The organism is Psychrosphaera algicola (assembly GCF_028401425.1).
In the GTDB taxonomy this organism is placed as follows: domain Bacteria; phylum Pseudomonadota; class Gammaproteobacteria; order Enterobacterales; family Alteromonadaceae; genus Psychrosphaera; species Psychrosphaera algicola.
Genome location: NZ_JAQOMS010000002.1, coordinates 200,409 through 218,824 on the forward strand (window position 1 = coordinate 200,409; position 18,416 = coordinate 218,824).

Annotated in this window: 12 protein-coding genes and 6 pseudogenes; 10 read left to right on the top strand and 8 right to left on the bottom strand. The window is 39.1% G+C overall.

What is annotated here, in order from left to right:
• The first annotated feature begins 80 nt into the window (after positions 1 to 80).
• Positions 81 to 983, top strand: a complete 903-nt coding sequence (locus PN838_RS01150; protein WP_215963105.1) for a LysR family transcriptional regulator — start codon at positions 81 to 83, stop codon at positions 981 to 983.
• Positions 984 to 993: 10 nt separating this feature from the next.
• On the opposite strand, the gene PN838_RS01155 is transcribed toward PN838_RS01150, so the two are convergent.
• The 6 genes and pseudogenes from PN838_RS01155 to PN838_RS01180 all read right to left on the bottom strand — a co-directional run.
• Positions 994 to 1,794, bottom strand: a complete 801-nt coding sequence (locus tag PN838_RS01155; RefSeq protein WP_272179521.1) for an SDR family NAD(P)-dependent oxidoreductase — start codon at positions 1,792 to 1,794, stop codon at positions 994 to 996.
• 94 nt (positions 1,795 to 1,888) lie between these two features.
• Complete coding sequence (locus tag PN838_RS01160; protein WP_272179522.1) at positions 1,889 to 2,911, bottom strand: LLM class oxidoreductase; 1,023 nt, start codon at positions 2,909 to 2,911, stop codon at positions 1,889 to 1,891.
• A gap of 197 nt (positions 2,912 to 3,108) precedes the next feature.
• Positions 3,109 to 4,203 carry a ribosome small subunit-dependent GTPase A gene (rsgA, locus tag PN838_RS01165; RefSeq protein ID WP_272179523.1) on the bottom strand — a complete coding sequence of 365 codons (1,095 nt, stop codon included), beginning with the start codon at positions 4,201 to 4,203 and terminating at the stop codon, positions 3,109 to 3,111.
• A 249-nt stretch (positions 4,204 to 4,452) separates the two neighbouring features.
• A complete protein-coding gene (locus tag PN838_RS01170) occupies positions 4,453 to 5,127 on the bottom strand; it encodes a DUF3307 domain-containing protein (protein WP_272179524.1) in 675 nt (224 codons plus the stop codon).
• On the bottom strand, positions 5,124 to 5,765 hold the full coding sequence (locus tag PN838_RS01175) for a MarR family transcriptional regulator (protein WP_272179525.1): 642 nt from the start codon (positions 5,763 to 5,765) through the stop codon (positions 5,124 to 5,126). The genes PN838_RS01170 and PN838_RS01175 overlap by 4 nt, the downstream gene beginning before the upstream one ends.
• Positions 5,766 to 6,017: 252 nt before the next feature.
• Positions 6,018 to 8,195: pseudogene (locus tag PN838_RS01180) on the bottom strand (TonB-dependent receptor); the annotation flags it as partial.
• Positions 8,196 to 8,702: 507 nt separating this feature from the next.
• On the opposite strand from PN838_RS01180, the pseudogene PN838_RS01185 reads away from it, so the two are divergent.
• The 5 genes and pseudogenes from PN838_RS01185 (at position 8,703) to PN838_RS01205 (ending at position 12,651) form a co-directional block, all read left to right on the top strand.
• A pseudogene (locus tag PN838_RS01185) lies at positions 8,703 to 9,724 on the top strand (LacI family DNA-binding transcriptional regulator).
• 143 nt (positions 9,725 to 9,867) lie between these two features.
• Positions 9,868 to 11,105: pseudogene (locus PN838_RS01190) on the top strand (MFS transporter).
• Between the two features lie 164 nt (positions 11,106 to 11,269).
• Positions 11,270 to 11,494 carry a hypothetical protein gene (locus tag PN838_RS01195; RefSeq protein ID WP_272179526.1) on the top strand — a complete coding sequence of 75 codons (225 nt, stop codon included), beginning with the start codon at positions 11,270 to 11,272 and terminating at the stop codon, positions 11,492 to 11,494.
• Positions 11,481 to 11,852: a trehalase family glycosidase gene (locus tag PN838_RS01200; protein ID WP_272179527.1), complete on the top strand. Its 372-nt coding sequence runs from the start codon at positions 11,481 to 11,483 to the stop codon at positions 11,850 to 11,852. The genes PN838_RS01195 and PN838_RS01200 overlap by 14 nt, the downstream gene beginning before the upstream one ends.
• Before the next feature lie 53 nt (positions 11,853 to 11,905).
• Positions 11,906 to 12,651 (top strand): annotated as a pseudogene (locus PN838_RS01205) (trehalase family glycosidase).
• A gap of 61 nt (positions 12,652 to 12,712) precedes the next feature.
• Here the strand turns inward: PN838_RS01205 and PN838_RS01210 are convergent.
• Positions 12,713 to 13,417 carry a mannan-binding lectin gene (locus tag PN838_RS01210; RefSeq protein ID WP_272179528.1) on the bottom strand — a complete coding sequence of 235 codons (705 nt, stop codon included), beginning with the start codon at positions 13,415 to 13,417 and terminating at the stop codon, positions 12,713 to 12,715.
• A 219-nt stretch (positions 13,418 to 13,636) separates the two neighbouring features.
• Entirely contained in the window at positions 13,637 to 14,521 is an 885-nt protein-coding gene (locus PN838_RS01215; RefSeq protein ID WP_272179529.1) for a LysR family transcriptional regulator, read from the bottom strand.
• 180 nt (positions 14,522 to 14,701) lie between these two features.
• On the opposite strand from PN838_RS01215, the pseudogene ppc reads away from it, so the two are divergent.
• From ppc to PN838_RS01235, 4 genes and pseudogenes are all read left to right on the top strand, one after another.
• Positions 14,702 to 17,259, top strand: a pseudogene (ppc, locus tag PN838_RS01220) (phosphoenolpyruvate carboxylase).
• A 208-nt stretch (positions 17,260 to 17,467) separates the two neighbouring features.
• Positions 17,468 to 17,713: a VF530 family protein gene (locus tag PN838_RS01225; RefSeq protein WP_215962760.1), complete on the top strand. Its 246-nt coding sequence runs from the start codon at positions 17,468 to 17,470 to the stop codon at positions 17,711 to 17,713.
• A gap of 27 nt (positions 17,714 to 17,740) precedes the next feature.
• Positions 17,741 to 17,902 carry a DUF2986 domain-containing protein gene (locus PN838_RS01230; RefSeq protein WP_215962761.1) on the top strand — a complete coding sequence of 54 codons (162 nt, stop codon included), beginning with the start codon at positions 17,741 to 17,743 and terminating at the stop codon, positions 17,900 to 17,902.
• A 186-nt stretch (positions 17,903 to 18,088) separates the two neighbouring features.
• A pseudogene (locus PN838_RS01235) lies at positions 18,089 to 18,379 on the top strand (DUF1244 domain-containing protein).
• The last annotated feature ends 37 nt before the right edge of the window (positions 18,380 to 18,416 follow it).

Consider the following 18,416-nt stretch of genomic DNA (forward strand, 5'->3'; position numbering starts at 1 on the left):
GCGGTCAGTATATTTACAATGTATGGGTTTGATAATATGCTTGATTACATAATCAGTTTTTACTTTTTGTTGATAATAAAATGAATATTGAACATCTGAAGTTGTTTGTCAGAATTGCCGCTACACATAATATAAGCTTAGCGGGGAATGAACTTGGATTATCTCCTGCAGTGGCCAGTTCACATATGAATAAACTGGAAGCCTCGCTTGGTGTAAAACTCATTTATCGAACAACTCGAAAAGTGTCATTAACGGAAGAGGGACTGGCTTTTTTGCCCCACGCTGAAGGTGTCCTCGATACCGTAGATACAGCTCGTGCGGCGGTTGGCGCTGGCAGCTATACGCCACAAGGTACTATCAGAGTTGCGGCTCCGGCGTCATTTGGCAGGATGCACATAATCCCAGCCTTAAAAGGATTTATCGACCAATATCCAGAATTGAAAATAGACTTGCGATTAAGTGACAGCATGATTGATATGGTTGAAGGTGGTTTTGATATTGCAATTCGAAACGCTTCCCTCAATGATTCGACACTCATTGCCAGAAAGTTGTCCCCCGACCGACGCGTAGTTTGTGCGTCACCTGACTATATCAAACAGTACGGAGAGCCACTTCACCCTTCGGAGTTACAACATCATCAATGCATTACGTTATTTGGATTAGACAATTGGCAATTTGAAACGCCTGAGGGGGTTGTTCGAGTTAAAGCGAAAGGCATGTTACGTACTGATAATGGTGAATCGATACGCGATGCAAGTGTTGAAGGTATTGGTGTCACCTTGTGTTCGATGTGGTGTGGTTATCGGGAATTTGAAAATGGTAAATTGGTTCAGATACTAAAAGAGTTTCCATTGGTTTCAGATACGGCAATTTGGGCCGTTTATCCAAGTTCTAGACTTGTTGCCCCTAAGGTCCGAGCGTTTATCGACTATTTCTCCCAATATTTTGGCAACACGCCGTATTGGGAGAAATCTTCACATTGAGTGGTTCAAATTAACGGGCTAAAACCTGCTCGATGGCTTGTGTCAACTTGATCGTTTTGTTGGTATCGAGAGCGTCTGGGTGCGGTGCTGAAAATCGTCCTATATCATTATCGAAATATAACCCAGAAGCTTTTGCAAAATCGTTAGATAATGCGGCTTTTACCAAAATATCAGCACCTTGTTGAACGTCTTCGCCAGCGACGCCGTAAGCTTCTTTTACCATTTTACTGCCTAAAAATGACTTAGGATTAACGGCGACAATTACAGGCCCATCTGAACCTAACGACATAGCCATTTGCCTTGACCACATAGTAATTGCGAGTTTGCTTTTAGCATAAGCTTCATTGTCTGATAACTTACCCACGGTAAACAACTCTGCGGGGTTGATTGAAGCCTGTGCTGCGGAGGATACGTTCACAACTCGGCCAGAATTATCCATTATTGGTAAAAGTTGTTGGGTTAACAAATAAGGGGCAATGGTGTTAACGGCAAATCGAACATCAAACCCATCAATGGTTTCGGTATTTGCTATTTTGAACACCCCCGCATTGTTAATTAACGCATCTAAGTGTTGGTGTTCTTCTTTGATTTGGTTTGCCAATTGCTTAACTTCGCTTAGGATGGATAAATCAGCTTTATAAGTTTTAATAAATTCAGGCAATGCAAAATCGGATAACAAGGTTTTAACCGCCGCTAGTTTGGCTTCACTTCTGCCATGCAATAAAACCTCATGACCCAATTTAAGCAATGATTTAGCCGTTGCAAAGCCAATGCCGTCAGTTGACCCGGTTATCAATATTGTTTTCTTCATTTTAGTTTCTCCGAACACATTACATTTTATTGTATGGTTGATTAGTTAATAATTAATTTAGGGAAGTTCAATGGCTTTGTTAATTTAGTCAGCGTTAGCTAAATTCGGTAAGAACCTTTTCAGCCAATAAATTTAGTGTTGTTTCAATGTCGAGCTGATTAAATCGTAAATTAAGTGCAACATGACTAATTCCTGCGCGTTCGAGCGATTTTAAATACCCGACTAAATACTCAACCGTAGACCTAAAACCGAGATGAATTGGCTCAGGTTTAGCTGAGTTAGAGGTAGCTAAGTCAAAATACAAAGGTTGCATTACGGGTTGCGGCGCTCGATTGTAACGTTTAAGCCGATTATACCAATCTTCAACAAATAGCTTTTGTACAAGAGGGTCGTGAGGATAGACCATGCACCCATCGCTATTTTTGGCGATCCATTCAGGTGATTGTTGACTGCCGCCTGTTACCAACAATGGCAAACGGCCATTGGTTGATTTTGGGAGCATATCGATGTCGCTATCGTGGTCAAATTTTCCATACCTATTATCAAAGGTCGGTTTATCGTTTTGCATTTTTCTAATGTATTCAAAACTATCACGAAAGCGTTCACCTCGGTTTTCATATTCAAGTTCCATTGCTGGATATTCCTGAGGTCTATCTCCGGAGGCTACTCCTAAGATGACTCTACCATTAGACAAGACATCAACACTCGCTGCAGATTTAGCAACATGGGCTGGATGCCGCAGTGGTAAAACAATACTCGCAACACCTAGCGCAATGGTTTTGGTCTGCGCGGCGAGATAACCAAGATAAACAAATGGATCAAAAACATGACCAGCGTCACCAAATGCAGGCACATTAAACGGTACATCTCGTAACCAAACAGATTTAAAGCCCAAACGCTCAGCGAGTTGTACGCGGGTTAAGTGGTCTTCCATTGTCGGCACTGGACCAGACTCATACCGCTCTAGTGGTACCACAAGTCCAATGCTTAATTTTCCTAATTTAAAAACAGAGTTATATCCTGAGTTTAATGAAGGAAAACAGTTTGTCTGAACTGTGTCTTGAGTGCCTTGCGTCTTTTTCGTCGTTTGCATGTTTTGCTGCATGTTTTGGTCCATGGTAGAAATGAGTGAACAATTTACTTGCCGATATTCACTGTGAAACTAACCATTATACTAACGACAATTAAAGTAATTGATAATACGTCAATTTAGATATTCAGTTTTTACATTTTGTTGATAAAGGGAGAGGGTATTTAGTCAATTTAACATACAAAATTGGCCTACAATTATAGATTTAGCTTGGCTGTCAATGGTTAAAAATGAATTTGAAATTTGACGACAATGTCATTAGAAGCCTTTTTACGCAACCTGGACTCGTTTTGAACTGCGTTTATTAATTTGCCAAAATTCCTATCTTTTTCTTTGCGTTCAGCCAATGTAGCACTATTAAAGGCTTGTTCTTTTATTAATTTCTGAAAGTTATTGAATCGTCGCGGATCTAGTTCTCCATTTGCAAGTGAACGTTGAACAGCGCATCCGGGTTCTGTTTGGTGAGAGCAATCACTAAATCGACACTGTTTAGCCAATGCCACAATTTCACTAAACGTTTCATTAACACCGGTTTCACATTCAGTTAACTGCAACTCTCTGATCCCCGGCGTGTCCATTAACAATCCACCTTGTGGTAGCGATTTTAATGCTCTGTGAGTTGTTGTATGTCGGCCCTTATCGTCATCTTCTCTGATGCTGCCTGTTTTCATAGATTCAGTTTGCAATAGCGTATTTACAATTGTTGATTTACCGACGCCTGAGGAACCTACAAACGCGATGGTTTGGCCTAGTTTGCAATAGGGGGTAAGTTGTTCGAGGTCTGAATACGCTAACGCATTTACGGCTAACGTGACCATCATCGCGTCGAGATCTTGTACTTGGTGTATTTTATTTGTTACTTCTTCATTATTTTCACATAGGTCGGCTTTGGTCAGGACGACAATAGGGTCGACCATAGCGTCTTTGGCAACCGCTATATAACGCTCTATTCGGCTTAAGTTAAAGTCTTGATTAAGTGAGCTGACAATGATGAGGTGATCTATATTGGCTGCGATAAGTTGCGTATCAACTTTTGACCCTGGAGACTTACGTTGAAACACAGATTGCCTTTCTAAACTTCGCTCAATTATTTTTGTGGTTTTATTGATTAAAAGCCAATCCCCGACACAAATAGGGTCAGCATTATTCGATGGTCGGATATCAAATTGACCTTGGTCGCTCTCAACAACTATTTTACTTCGGTGCTGCTCCACAACTCGACAAAATAGACAGGTGTCATATTCATCTAAATTGATCTGCTGTTGAAAGAATGGTCGCCAGCCTAGTTGCTGCAAACTTAAATGTGAAGATGAAGACAAAATTCTTTACTCTTTTCGGTTTAGTTTAAATAAGCGTTGTGCTTACCCACTATAGTCGAGATAGCCCGTTTTTGAAGTAAGTGAAACTCAGTTAAGGCGACTAAATACTTTTGTATATTAGCATTGCATTCCAACCAATAAATAATGCAATTGCATAGCTAATTAATGTCCCTAACAACATATATTCTGTCAGCTTCATATCTTTGTTTTTTGTTAAATCGCCAAATCTAAAAATTGTTTTTGTGGCGACTAAAAACCAATGCCTGCAAATTGCCCCATAAAAATAAAAGAAATCGCTAAACATCGTTCAATGTAGCCTATCCATGAACCTGCAGAGATCAATCCAACATTGTTTTCTTTTTCGATTTTCAGTTCGACTTCTGTTTTATCCGGCGTTTGACTAATTAATGTGTCGCTTCTTGTTGCCATATTATTATGAGTTAACGCATCGGTGTGTTTCTTTAGAGCGAGTGCTATTAAAACCGATGCCGGTTTACATACGAGCAAATAGGCAATACCGAGGATCATGGTTTTAGGGGTAATGAGTTGCTTTAAAAATCCAATAACGTCTATAAAAGTAATATTGGAAATAACAACCCATACTATGACTAAAATGACGATACGAAGTAATTGATCGAGTAGAAAGTAGACAAGGTTATTGCTTTTTGGTGACTTACAAAGGTCGGCCATCAAATGACCGGCAGTGATAACAAAAACCGCAGTAATGGCTTGAGTTAGGCTTGTCGGTGTTAAATAAATAATTGTCATTAATACTAACGTGTAGAGTAGGGCGTGTATAATTGCGCGTCTGCAGAGCGTTTTGATTTTTACGGATTTAGAGGTTGATTGCGTTAGCCACTGCGGCGATTGTAGATAAAAATCGCTAATAAAGTGGGCGGTTAGAAGTAACAACAAGGCTGTCATTGTGACTTTTCCTTCAGATATTCAATCTTACGATTAACATTCTCAATATATTCTTTTATTAAATACGCACCAATATTACTGAGCCTATTACTGATGTTTTGGCGAGTGGTAGCGGTTAACTCTGCCATGGTTTTATGATCGGTAAAATCGTTTTCAATATATTGATAAAGCAAGGTGGCTTGAGTTTTGGTGAGTCGATTTAAAAGATGATTTAAAAACTGTGTGAGTAAGTTAAGCTCACTTTCGTCTAAATCTTGCTCAAGCAGAAGTGATAGTTCACCCCTTGATGTTTTTTGAAGCCCCCTTCCAGACGCAACAAATACCGAACCTGAAGACGTGTTTGGTTTATCAGCATAAATGTCGTATTCACCATAGGCGAGCGAAAGTGTACACTGGATTGGCTTTTCTGAAAACGTGGCTAAATGCAGTGCGAGTTTAATTAATAATGTGCTTTTTAGTGCATCTAATGGGTTAGGGTATTGAATTTGAAATTCATCACCACGGTATATTTCACCGACGGCGTTAAACTGGACGTTTACGTCTTGCAGTAATGACGTTAGTTGCTTTATGACTTCTGAATACGTCTCTTTAGACATTTTTGTTGAATTAACAATGTCTCCAGTTAACACAGCGATCATTTCGATGTTTCTCAATAGTTAAATATTATGCAACCCTATATGATTGCAATTTGATTTGCAATTGAATTTAATTGCCTTTGAGTTTGCAACAAAAAAGGATTGTCTTCGCTCTAAGTTCTAAGTTCTAAGTTCTAAGTTCTAAGGATAGTGCAATAAAAAGCGAATCCAATCAATATGAATTCGCTTTTAAATTTAACAAGACCAATATTAGCCGTTAATTATTTACAATTTAGCATAACCTTAGTTTAGCCCTTAGAATAAATAGCTAACGCTTAAATCGACTGTCCTAGGCATGATATAGCGACCATTTGACGATAACGAATCGCGTGGATCACCTTCTGTTAGTGCGTTTTCATCGGTCAAATTACTGACTGACAATTGCACTTGAACCGCATCAGTTAAGTTTAAGATCATACCTAAATCGATTTTTTGATAACCAGCCAAGGTTACGGTATTTTCATTATTGGCAAAGCGGTCACCAACGGCTGAAATATTACCGTAAATAGTGGCCCAACTGCCATTGTCAAAATCAATGTCATAACTTGGGGTCAAACGAATTTGCCAACCCTAGTTGTCTTTGTGCCTCATTACCCTTGTTATCAGGGCTTTCAGTAATTTCGGTTTGTTGAACTGTAGAGTTCAGACTTAGCGATAGACCACTTTCGGTGTAATAATTGAAATCAATTTCAATACCATAAGCTTCATTAGTCAATACTTCAGCTGGCGCACCTTGATTGTGAAACAAACGTATCGCCTTTTACTTCATTAAAAAGGTTGTGGCATACAGTTCGTAATCATTTCGTACCATTTTATAACCAAACTCAAATTGAGTTACCTGTTTGATTAAGTCTTCACCATCTTGGTATGAACCAAAGTTGTCTCTGAAATCATCAAAAAACGGCATTTTACTTCCGTCACTATAACGAGCGAAAATACCTTGGTTTTTGTCCAACATCCAATTTGCACCAACAGTATAGGCCAGCTCTGTTTTGTCATAAGATACGGCCTTATTTATTGCACCGTCCAACCCTTCATCAACCGTATATTCAATCTTATGGTTTTCGTTTCTAAGTCCACCATCAATGGTGAGACCGTCTGTCACATCAAATGATGCTGCGATATATAAGGCACTTGTTGCTCCATCACCCACACTGTTAATATCATAGTTCCAGCCACAGCCATCTAAGTTATCGTTACAGTCAATACCGGTTAACATCTCGCCACCTGACTCAATGACATGGTAGGCTTGATTACCAATTGACCACCAGTCGTTTGCGGCAAATGTCGAGTGATAATAACCTGCGGTAAAGGTGCCATTATCCAACGTTTTAGTTAGCGTGAAGTCATTGGTGAATGCCTCTATTTGCTTTTTGACTACCCAGCGCCCAATTTGTTGAACCATAGTGTCGCCTGCATACACTTTGCCTGACACGGCACCAATTGCAGAACTGCCATTATCGGCAACATTAGACAATGCAGTAGCATCTTCATTTGGCACTAAACCATAAGTATTGGCGTCACCTGTGGTGTATATGAATCGGTCGACTAGCGCCCAATCATTTCCCAATGTTAAGTCTATGCTGCCACCTGTTACCGAACCATTCCAACCGCGGCCTTGACCAAAATCAACAGTTTCTTCGGTATTATCAGGGCCATATTTGATTGTGGCTAAGCGATTTTTACTGCCAATTTGTGTGTATTTATTATCGACCGAATCGACATTAAGTGGCGATGGCAAATACTAGAGCGCCATGATCGTCAGTTATACGGCTGTATAAATTGATCTTACCGTTGTCTAATTGTTTGGTGATGTTAAGGGTAAATTGAGACCCTTGTTCCGCATTAAAACCTGCGTCACGTATGCCTTGGTGAGCTTTTAATGTAACCGCCGGCCATAAAGTACAAATCTTCGGCTATTGCGCCACTGATCATACCGTCGATACGTTGTAAGCCGTAATCTGATGTAGAGTACTTAAAGAGACCTTCGGTATCTTCCGAACCTTCTTTAAGGATGAAGTTGGTTGTTAAACCGGGTTGTCCATTAGAAACAACGGCATTAGGGCCACCGCGAAGAGCGTCCATAAAAACGACCGTTTCGTCTAGCCTAAATAAGGTAGAATTTTCTAAAAAGGAAAGGGTTGGTGGTGGAAAAATCGGTGCACCTTGCAACTGTACAGTTAAGAAAGGTGCATCGCCACCACCGGGGAAGCCACGAACGAAGACATTGGCGCCAGAAACACCACCTGAGCTTTCCGCCCAAACACCTGAGTACGGCTTTGAACAAGTCAGCTGTACTTTTTGGCGCTAACTTTCTAATGTCGTCTTCTGAAAACGAACTGATCGCAAAACTCACTTCTTTTTTGCAACACTTTTACCGCTAAATGTGCCGGTAACAACAATTTTTTCAACGTTGTCATCATTATTATTTTTTGTTCAGCAAAGGCGTTACTTGTACTACAAGTAAAGGCCAAAGCTAAGGCGACTGACGATAATTTGAATTTTTTAGTCATTTTTATACCCTCTAAGTTGCGATGGTTTACACCCATGCAACTACTGATTATTTTGATTGTAGTTCCTTCCCCGCATTTAAACTAAACAAAAATGCAATCGTTTGCAATTACTTTGTGTAACTAATTGCAATCGATTGCAATTGTGGTTGTTTTACGACGTTAAGTTGCGTTTAACTAAAGTGGTTAGTGAAAATTGTTCGTTTGGGGAATTGCTACTAATGCAAAAGTGGCATTTTAAATGAAGCTATGGAATTTGTTGTAATTAGCTTACGGACCGAATTGTTGAAACGTTTTTAGCAATAAAAATGGTTATTAGAGATTGCTTAACATGAAAGAACTCATGGTTTGTTTTTGATTGTATTACTGACTATGTATGCAATAATTCTGTTATTACGATGACTAAAAATAATTAAAGGCGATATTTGCTTTGAGCAATGATAATAAACTCACCTTAGCTGGATTGGCCAAATTAGCTGGTGTTTCAACGTCAACGGTTTCCCGAGCGCTAAATGATAACCCCTTGATAAAAAAGAAACTCGAGAAATGTTGCAGGCGTTGGCTAAAGAAAATAATTTTAGTTTAAATCGCGCCGCAAGTCGTCTACGTACCCAAAAAACGAATGTTGTCGCGGTTATTCTCAATTTAATAGATGATACTGATCAGAGTATTAATGACCCTTTTTTGCTCAAAGTCGTAGGGGATCTTAACCAAGCGCTTAATCAAAAAGGCTACGAGTTGTTGTTGTCAAATTCTCTTATGGCAACTGACGATTGGAGTAATTATTTTATCAACAGTAGTCGTGCTGACGGTATTATTGTTATTGGTCAGGGAAAAAGCACCAGTAAAATAGAAGATGTTGCAGCTGCTGGTTCCCCATTAGTGGTGTGGGGCGATCCTAAAGTAGCAGCTAATTACGCTGTTGTCGGCAGCAATAATGAACTCGGTGGCTTTATTGCGACAGAGCACTTAATCGACGGCGGTTGCCAAAACATCGTATTCTTAGGGGATCCCGAACATGCTGAAATGAGTGAACGGCATAAAGGTCATTGTCGAGCATTAGCACAGGCGGGTAGGGTAATTGACAATAACTTGACCTTATCGTGTGACATCACAAGTAAAGCTGCTTACGAAAAAATATCGACGGAAATCTTAACTAAAGGATTATATTTTGACGGCATTGTCGCGACCAGCGATATGGTGGCATTAGGTGCTATGAAAGCGTTAAAAGAACGTTATGTCAGTATTCCGGGTGATGTCAGTATTATTGGTTTTGATGATATCGCGATGGCCGAATTACTGCACCCAGCATTAACTACGGTCAAACAGGACACCAAGTCAGCTGCAGAAGTAATGGTTGAGCAACTCCTTTATCAGTTTCAAGGTAAGCCCGCTAAATCGGCCATTGTTGATATCGAACTTATCGCCCGAAAATCCAGTAAACACGCCTAAAATACAATCTAGATGTTGTTATGGTATTTATATAATCGGATAAATACCATAACAACACCTTGTAAATAAACCCAAATGCAAACGTTTGCAATTATAGATAAACAATACTAGACTAAATGAAAATCTTTACTTAAGAGTGTCCAATGTCACGACTAATTACTATTTGCGCAATTGCCGCAAGCTATTTTGTTTTTGCTATTTTATTAAACAGTGTCGGTACCGTCATTCTGCAATCTATTTCGAGTTTTGGAATAACTAAACCAGAGGCGAGCACATTAGAAGGTTTTAAAGATCTTTCAATCGCGTTTGTGTCTTTTTTGTCGCGTCGATTATACCAAGGATTGGCTACAAGGTAACGCTACTAATTGGCTTGGCTTTAGTCACTGTAGCGTGTGTTGTCACACCGTTAGTTGGCAGCTTTTGGGTCATTAAGCTGTTGTTTGCCTGTATTGGTGTTTCATTCGCATTAGTTAAAGTTTCTGTTTATTCCATTATTGGGCAATTGTCTACCTCGGTAAAATCTCATTCATCTTTATTAAATACAATTGAAGGTATTTTTATGCTTGGTAGCCTTTCTGGTTATTGGTTGTTTAGTGTCTATGTTGACCCTAACTCAGTTGTATCGACTGATTGGCTAAATGTGTATTACCCTCTTGCAGGAATGATCGCATTAACTTTAGTTTTAGTTGGTTTTTCGACGATAAGTCAAACAGAGTTAACATCAAAAAATGAGAGCGTATTGGTTGAATTTATCAATATGATCAAAATGAGTTATCAACCGCTTGTTCTGGTATTTGTGTTATCTATATTTCTATATGTATTAATTGAACAGGGGATTGGTACTTGGCTTCCGACGTTTAACAACGAAGTACTTGGTCTACCAAATAATGTGAGCGTCCAAATCACGAGTATTTTTGCTGCCGCGCTGGCAATTGGTCGTTTACTTGCCGGTCAAGTTCTTCGCTTTATACACTGGTATCCATTTCTAAATATATGCATTTTATCCATGGGGTTGATCATAGTTGTACTATTACCACTTACCCAAGCAACTGAAATAGGGAGCGTTAATAACGTATTTGATGCACCAGTTGTTGCCTACTTACTGCCATTAATCGGTTTGATGATGGCGCCAATTTATCCTGTTATTAATTCGGTAATGTTAAGCAGTGTAAAGCAGTCTAAACAAGCGTCGATGACGGGCTTAATTGTGGTATTTTCAGCGTTAGGAGGCACCACAGGTTCGGTTATTACTGGTTATTCATTTCAAGCGCTCGGAGGCCAACAAGCATTTTATCTGTCGTTAATCCCAATGACACTCATTGTCATCAGCTTATATTTTTTCAATAAGGCATCACAGGCCAAACCAACATCAAGTTTGTAGTAGAAGGGTTATTGTATGCACCAGACCAACCTAAACGCATTTAATTGTCATGAAAGTTTTGCGTTTTTTGAAAGTGAATTATTTAAGGATGTACAAACTCAGGGGTATTTCCTGATAGTAAAACGTTTACCGATTCTGTACCAAAGCAGCCAATCCATAAGATTTTGACTAATTATCTACAGGAAAGAAAAAGCAATACTGGTTTTGTGCTTAAAGATTTTGTCTTAGCCAACTTTATTATTCCGGACACCCTTGAAATAACGATAGATAGTCCATCTACCGATATTAATCAGCAAATTGAAAAATTATGGTTGGCGTTGGAAAAACCAGCAGACAAACTAACTAATACCTCATTATTGCCTCTGGCTAATCCTTATGTTGTGCCTTAGTGGTCGCTTCCGAGAAATCTATTATTGGGACAGTTACTTTTCTGCGTTGGGCTTAATTAAATCCCATAAAACCAAACTCGTGATGAGTATGTTAGATAATTTTGTCGACTTACAGCGACGCTTTGATTGTATTCCGAACGGTAACAGAAGTTACTATTTATCCCGGTCACAACCACCAATATTGGGATTATTAGTTGAATTACTTTTGCCATTTCAATCAGAACCAATTTCATTTATTAAAAAATATATAGATGCTATTACCAAAGAATATGAGTTTTGGATGCAGGGCAGTGACGATTTAACCGACGAGAAGTCAGAACATCGACGTGTGGTGAAATTACCTGATGGTAGTTTTTAAATCGCTACTGGGACGACAGTGATACACCAAGACCTGAATCTTATAGAGAAGATATTGAACTGCTCAATGATTTTAAGCCTGATAATGAAAGTGAGTTTTTCCGTAATATTCGGGCCGCCTGCGAATCCGGTTGGGACTTTAGTTCTCGATGGTTAGCCGATCCGCAATCATTGGCGACAATTAGAACCACTCGAATTCTGCCAGTTGATTTAAATTGTCTTCTGTTTAAAGTTGAAAGTTTATTAGGACATTATTTTGAAATTTTGTCTGATGAGTTTTTAAGTTCAAAGTATAAAGATTTAGCATTAAAGAGAAAAATTGCGATAAATCGTTATTTTTGGTCAACAAAAACCAACTATTTTATGGACTACGATCTCGATAAAAAACCAATAGCCCAGTATTATCGATGGCAGGGATCTTACCACTATTTGTAGAGTTAGCTGATGAACATCAAGCAAAGTGGATATCTGATGCTATTAAAATACAATTTCTAAAGCCTGATGGACTAGTGACAACCTGTATTGAGAACACTCAGCAATGGGATGCGCCAAATGGTTGGGCGCCTTTGCATTGGTTTGCTGTAGTCGGATTACATAATTATCAACATGATGAACTTGCTAATACTATTAAACATAGATGGACAAAGACCATTGATGTTTACTTTAAATCAACAGGCAAGTTAATGGAAAAATATAATGTTTGCCAACAAACCCAAAAAGCAGGCGGTGGTGAATACGATGTTCAAGAAGGTTTTGGATGGACAAATGGAGTATATCAGGCGATGTCTGGCGAAGATTAATGACCGAAATGAGCTTAGTGGGCAATAACTAAGCTCATTCCCGTCGTGGTAAGTATGTAGCTTAAAACTTAATTTCACATACGGACATTTTACCTTGGATTGTTGTCCACCATTTTCCTGTCCATGTACCACCATTTCTACTCGCTAATTGTTTACATTTATTATTAGCATCGTTTTGATTCCAAATTGGACCAGCTTCAATTGCACGTTTATTGCCTGAGCAATTTTGAATGCCTTGTTGCCAATTATTATGTTTGTTAATTTCAGATTTAAAACACTGAACGGTATTAGCGGCATTAGGGCTGTTTTTACACAAGTTTTTAACGTTTGTTGGACTCCAAGAACGGCTTCCACCGCGTGCCCAAGCAACTTTCCCTTGGATCATGGATTCACATAACTGTTCTTGCGATTGTGTTTGTGCAGGTCTGCGATCTTGATTGTTTGTTGATTTTATTCGGCACAATTCGTTATTTGTGCCTTGGTTGTAATAGCCCCAACTGACTTTTGTGGTGTGTAAGTCTAGTTGCAAATTCATTTTTCTGGATGGGTCGTTGAGATAAACTGACCATTCATCTCGATTTTGTTCTTGCCAGTTGATCCGCGAGCCTCGCTCATTAATTTCTTGCCAGCGTTTATTTCCGACTCGTTGAAAGGTGCTTTTATAAGTGGAACCTTGATAACAAACCGCTTTAGTTAATGAGTACGCATCAATCCCAAATTTACCTTTTGCCCATGTATTTGACGACCATGACAACAATATAGCCATTATTATAATCACAATTTTTTCATAATATTTCCCTTTAGTCTATTTTAAATAACTGTCCTTACTTCCCCAGTAGTGTCTTTTTTTGATCTAAAAACAATTACGACTAAATATTATTTATTGACCAACCTTTTATAAAAATAACAGCTGTTTATTTTGTCGCCAATAAAAAATTGTTAAATTTTTGCTATAAACCTTTTCAGGCGACATATATTAAGTGGATTATTGCGAGGAAGATAAGAGTCGATTAACATTTAATTTGGCAAAGGCTTCAAAAGTTTCGGCTAATAAGGATAAATTACGCCCTGTTTTACGGACTAAAAACCATTGGTTGGTAATTGGAAATTGGTCTACATCTAAGGTGGTTAATCCAGGGACATTACTGTGATCTAACGTTGAACGACTTAAGATAGCAAGACCTAACCCTTCGGCTACAAAGAGCTTTATCGCTCCATTACTTTCTATTGTCATTCGTTCTTTGAGTTTTAAATTGTGCTGCTGACAAAACATATCAATACTCATGCGTGTGCCTGAGCCTTGCTCCCGCATAATAAAAGGGTAATGTTGCAGACGATTTAAACTGATGTGGGGCTGACGAGTCAATTCATGGGTATCACTTGCCATGACAACAAGTTCGTTATCCACAAAAGGTATTTTTTCAGCTTCCAAGTTTTCAGGCCAATGACTTAATACATAAAAATCATCCAAATTTTCCATATAACGTTTTAATACGGTTTGGCGGTTGTTTATGGTCAATTGAACGTCAATATTGGGATACTTTCGGCAAAACGCGCTAAGCAGCTTAGGCATGAAATACTGGGCGGTGGATACTACAGCAATACGTAGCTTACCTGCATTTAATCCGTTAAACGCATCTAATCTAATGTGTAAGTCTTCAAAGGTATTGGCGATTCCTAAGGTCGCTTGATAAACCGCATAACCGGCTTCGGTAATATGAACTTTTCTATTATTCACCACATACAGTTCTGTATTTAATTGTTCACATAGATTTTTGAGTTGAATAGATACTGAGGGTTGCGATATATGCAACTTTTCTGCGACTAAAGAAACACTATTGGTTTCTACGAGCGCAGAAAATATCTGCATCTGTCGTAAAGTTGGTGATTTTGTGAAATTAATCATATACAAAAGTCTATGGTTAGTATTGTTTATATATATTTTAAATTATATAAATTCTGAAATAACATCAAGCTCAAGTTTTAAATTTAATAAATATGTTTTTTAAGATATAAATTAATAAGCGTAATCAACATTATTGGAGCATTCATGTTAGAACCGGTACAACAAAACGTTCGTATATTAGGGACCTTACTAGGGAACAGTATTGCTGTTGAACATGGCGAGCAATGGATTGATAAAATTGAGCATATTCGCTTAAAATCACGTGACGCCCTAAATGACGATCCGAGTGTGATAAAAGAGTTACAAGCGTTGTTTGCAGAATGCTCTGAAGAGGATATGATCATTTATGCTCGGGCCTTTAGCCAGTTCTTGAATTTGGCCAATGTTGCAGAGCAACAATATACGGTAAGTGACGAAGGGTTAGATCAACTCGATTTACCGCACCCGTTAGAAGCTTTGGGTGAAAAATTGGTAAATGTTAATCCGGATAAATTTCACCAAGCACTTTCCAAGTTGCATGTAGAGCTTGTGCTTACAGCCCATCCTACGGAGATAAACCGGCGTACATTTATCCACAAATATCATCAAATCGCTGATGAATTACAAAATAATCAAGACGACCAAACACGTATTGCCGAGTTAATTGAGCAAGCATGGTTTACCAATGAAATACGTCAGGAGCGTCCTACGCCGTTAGATGAATCTCGTTGGGGCTTAGAAGTAATCGCTGATAGCTTATGGGAAGCCGTTCCTAGATTTGTGCGTGAATTGGATGGTTTGTCTCAACAAATTACCAAAACCTCGTTACCGATTGATGCGGCGCCAATTACATTAGCAAGTTGGATGGCTGGGGATCGAGATGGCAATCCATTTGTAACTGCCGAATTAAGTAAAAAGCGATTATTAATGCCCGCCTAAAAGCCTGTGAATTGTATCTCAAAGATTTTGAACACCTTTATTTAGAATTGTCTATGTCGGTCGCATCTGAACAATTAATGGCATTAGACATCGAGCGCATCGGTCCATACCGCACTCAACTAAAAGCGGTTGTTAACAAGTTAAAACAGAGCATTGTATTGCTGCAAAATGGTAAGACACGTGGTGTGATTGAAAGCCGCGAAGAATTACTTGAACCGCTTATGTTATGCCGTGAGAGTTTAATTAGCCATGGTTTACACCGTATTGCCAATTCTTCAATATTAGATGTGATCAGACGTATTCATTGTTTTGGTATCTCGATGGTTAAACTCGATGTTCGCCAGCATAGTGAGCGCCATAATGCTGCTATGGCCGAAGTGACACGCGCATTAGGTCTAGGGGATTATGAACAGTGGAGTGAAAAAGAGAAGCAAGCTTTTCTAATTGCTGAACTCAATAATAATCGTCCGTTAATACCAAATATAACGTTTTCTGCCGATGTTAAAGAAGTTATCGATACATACAAAATGGTGGCAAGCCAACCTCAAGAAGTACTCGGTATCTACATTATTTCAATGGCCAGCGAAGTGAGTGATGTCCTTCTGGTTAAGCTACTTATGAAGGCCTGTGGTGTAACTTGGGATATGCCAGTAGCGCCTTTATTTGAAACGCTTGATGACTTAAACAATGCTGCGCAAGTTATGAATGACGTGTTGAAAGTAGAACAATATGTTAAAGGCATTCAAGGCCAACATTATGTGATGATTGGTTACAGTGACTCGGCTAAAGATGCGGGCGTGTTAGCCGCAACGTGGGCGCAGTATCAAGCACAAGAAGCGCTTGTTAAAGTATTTAAAGAACATGACACCATCCTTAAGTTATTCCACGGGCGAGGCGGTACAATTGGCCGTGGGGGCGGTCCAGCACATGCGGCGATTGCGTCACAACCTCCAGGTACACTCGATGGCGGTTTACGCGTGACTGAGCAGGGGGAAACCATTCGATACAAATTTGGTTTACCTAACTTGGCGGTCAGAAGTTTGCACCTTTATGCATCTGCCATATTAGAAAGCTTAGTGACACCACCACCGGAGCCCAAAACGGAATGGCGTGACCTAATGGATACTATGGCGCAGAGTAGTTGTGAGCAATATCGTAGTTATATTCAAGACCGTCCTGAATTTGTAAAATATTTTAGACAAGCGACACCTGAGCAAGAATTATCTGCTTTACCGCTAGGTTCACGCCCAGCGAAACGTCGCCAAGACGGTGGTATTGAGTCGTTACGAGCGATCCCTTGGATATTTGCATGGAGTCAAAATCGTCTAGTTGTTCCAAGTTGGTTGGGGTTAGGTAAAGCGATTGAACAGCAATTAGCAGAGAATACAGATACGATGCGTGAGATGCTAAAATATTGGCCATATTTTAAAGCTCGTATTTCATTGACCGAAATGGTTTATTTGAAATCAGACCGTACAGTGTCGTCGTTATATGACCAAAGTCTTGTTGAGCCAGAGTTACAAGTGTTAGGTGAAGAGTTGCGTTCACAACTAAAATCGGATGAAGCGTCGGTATTGGCTTTATTGGGTCAAAAGCAAGCTTTACAAAAAGATGCGTGGAACTTACAGAGTTTTGAAGTGCGTAAACCGTATTTATTGCCACTTCATTTAATGCAGATCGAATCGTTAAAGCGGTTACGTCAAAGCCCAGAACATCCGACGTATGAACAATTGTTGATGTACACTATGGCTGGTATTGCAACTGGGATGCGTAATACCGGTTAGTGTCTAACTGGTATCCAATTCGCGTTTAGTTGTCATAAACAATCAGCGCATCGTAGATGGCCATACAACCTCAGTTGTTGGCCATCTGTTATTTTTGAGTGTTGGTATTTACCCAATTTAAACGATAATTGTGATATATTGCCGCGCGTTTTAGGAAGCTAACTTAACAGCGTTAATATTCAGTTAATTAAAGAGAGTCGATTATTATATGGATAACCAGCCAAACAACCCACTTCATGGGCTTAAATTAGAGACAATAGTGACCAAGTTGGTTGACTATTATGGTTGGCCAAAGTTAGGTACATTAATTAAAATTAATTGTTTTACTTCAGATCCGTCGGTTAAATCCAGTTTAAAGTTTTTACGCAAAACACCTTGGGCAAGAGAAAAGGTCGAAGGGCTTTATTTAGAGACATTTAGTGCTGTAAATCCATGGTTAAGTGGTAAAGACTGATAATCGATAGATGAGAGAACTGACGCTATGAACCGTCGTAAAAAGATCAATGATACACTCAAGGCAAAAGCTAAAAAGCGCAACGCAAAGTTGCATAAAAACCCTAAGCCTAAGTACATATCGAAAGCCGATAGAGTTGAAGTGTCGACTGATGAGATGTCAGCACAAACGACAGATTGCGAGAAGTAAATCGACATTTCAAACATCCATTTTAAATGTGATGTTTTGTTATTAGAGAATAACGCAGAAATACCCGCCATCTTCACCTGCAGGTGGGGTTCGATATTCTGTTATTTTTAGACTGAAGGCCATTTCGCAAATAGATAAGTATTTAAAACCAACCCAATTGTTTGATAGTTAAAGAGAGTAATGATCATGGATAAAGAAATAGAAATCTAGGCCGCGGTTTTTCGCCGTTTATTAGCCCATTTAGATAGCCGCAAAGATGTTCAAAATATCGAACTTATGAACTTGGCTGGGTTTTGTCGCAATTGTTTTTCTAAATGGACGGTATCTGAAGCCGAAAAATTAGGCGTCGATATTGACATGGATACGGCTCGTGAAAGTGTATATGGTATGCCTTATTCTGAATGGAAAGAAAAACATCAATTACCTGCAACAGAAGAGCAAATGGCGAAATTTAATGCGTTAAATAGCAAAAAATAACTGCTATGAGCTTATTCAAGGCGCTTATATAGGGCGT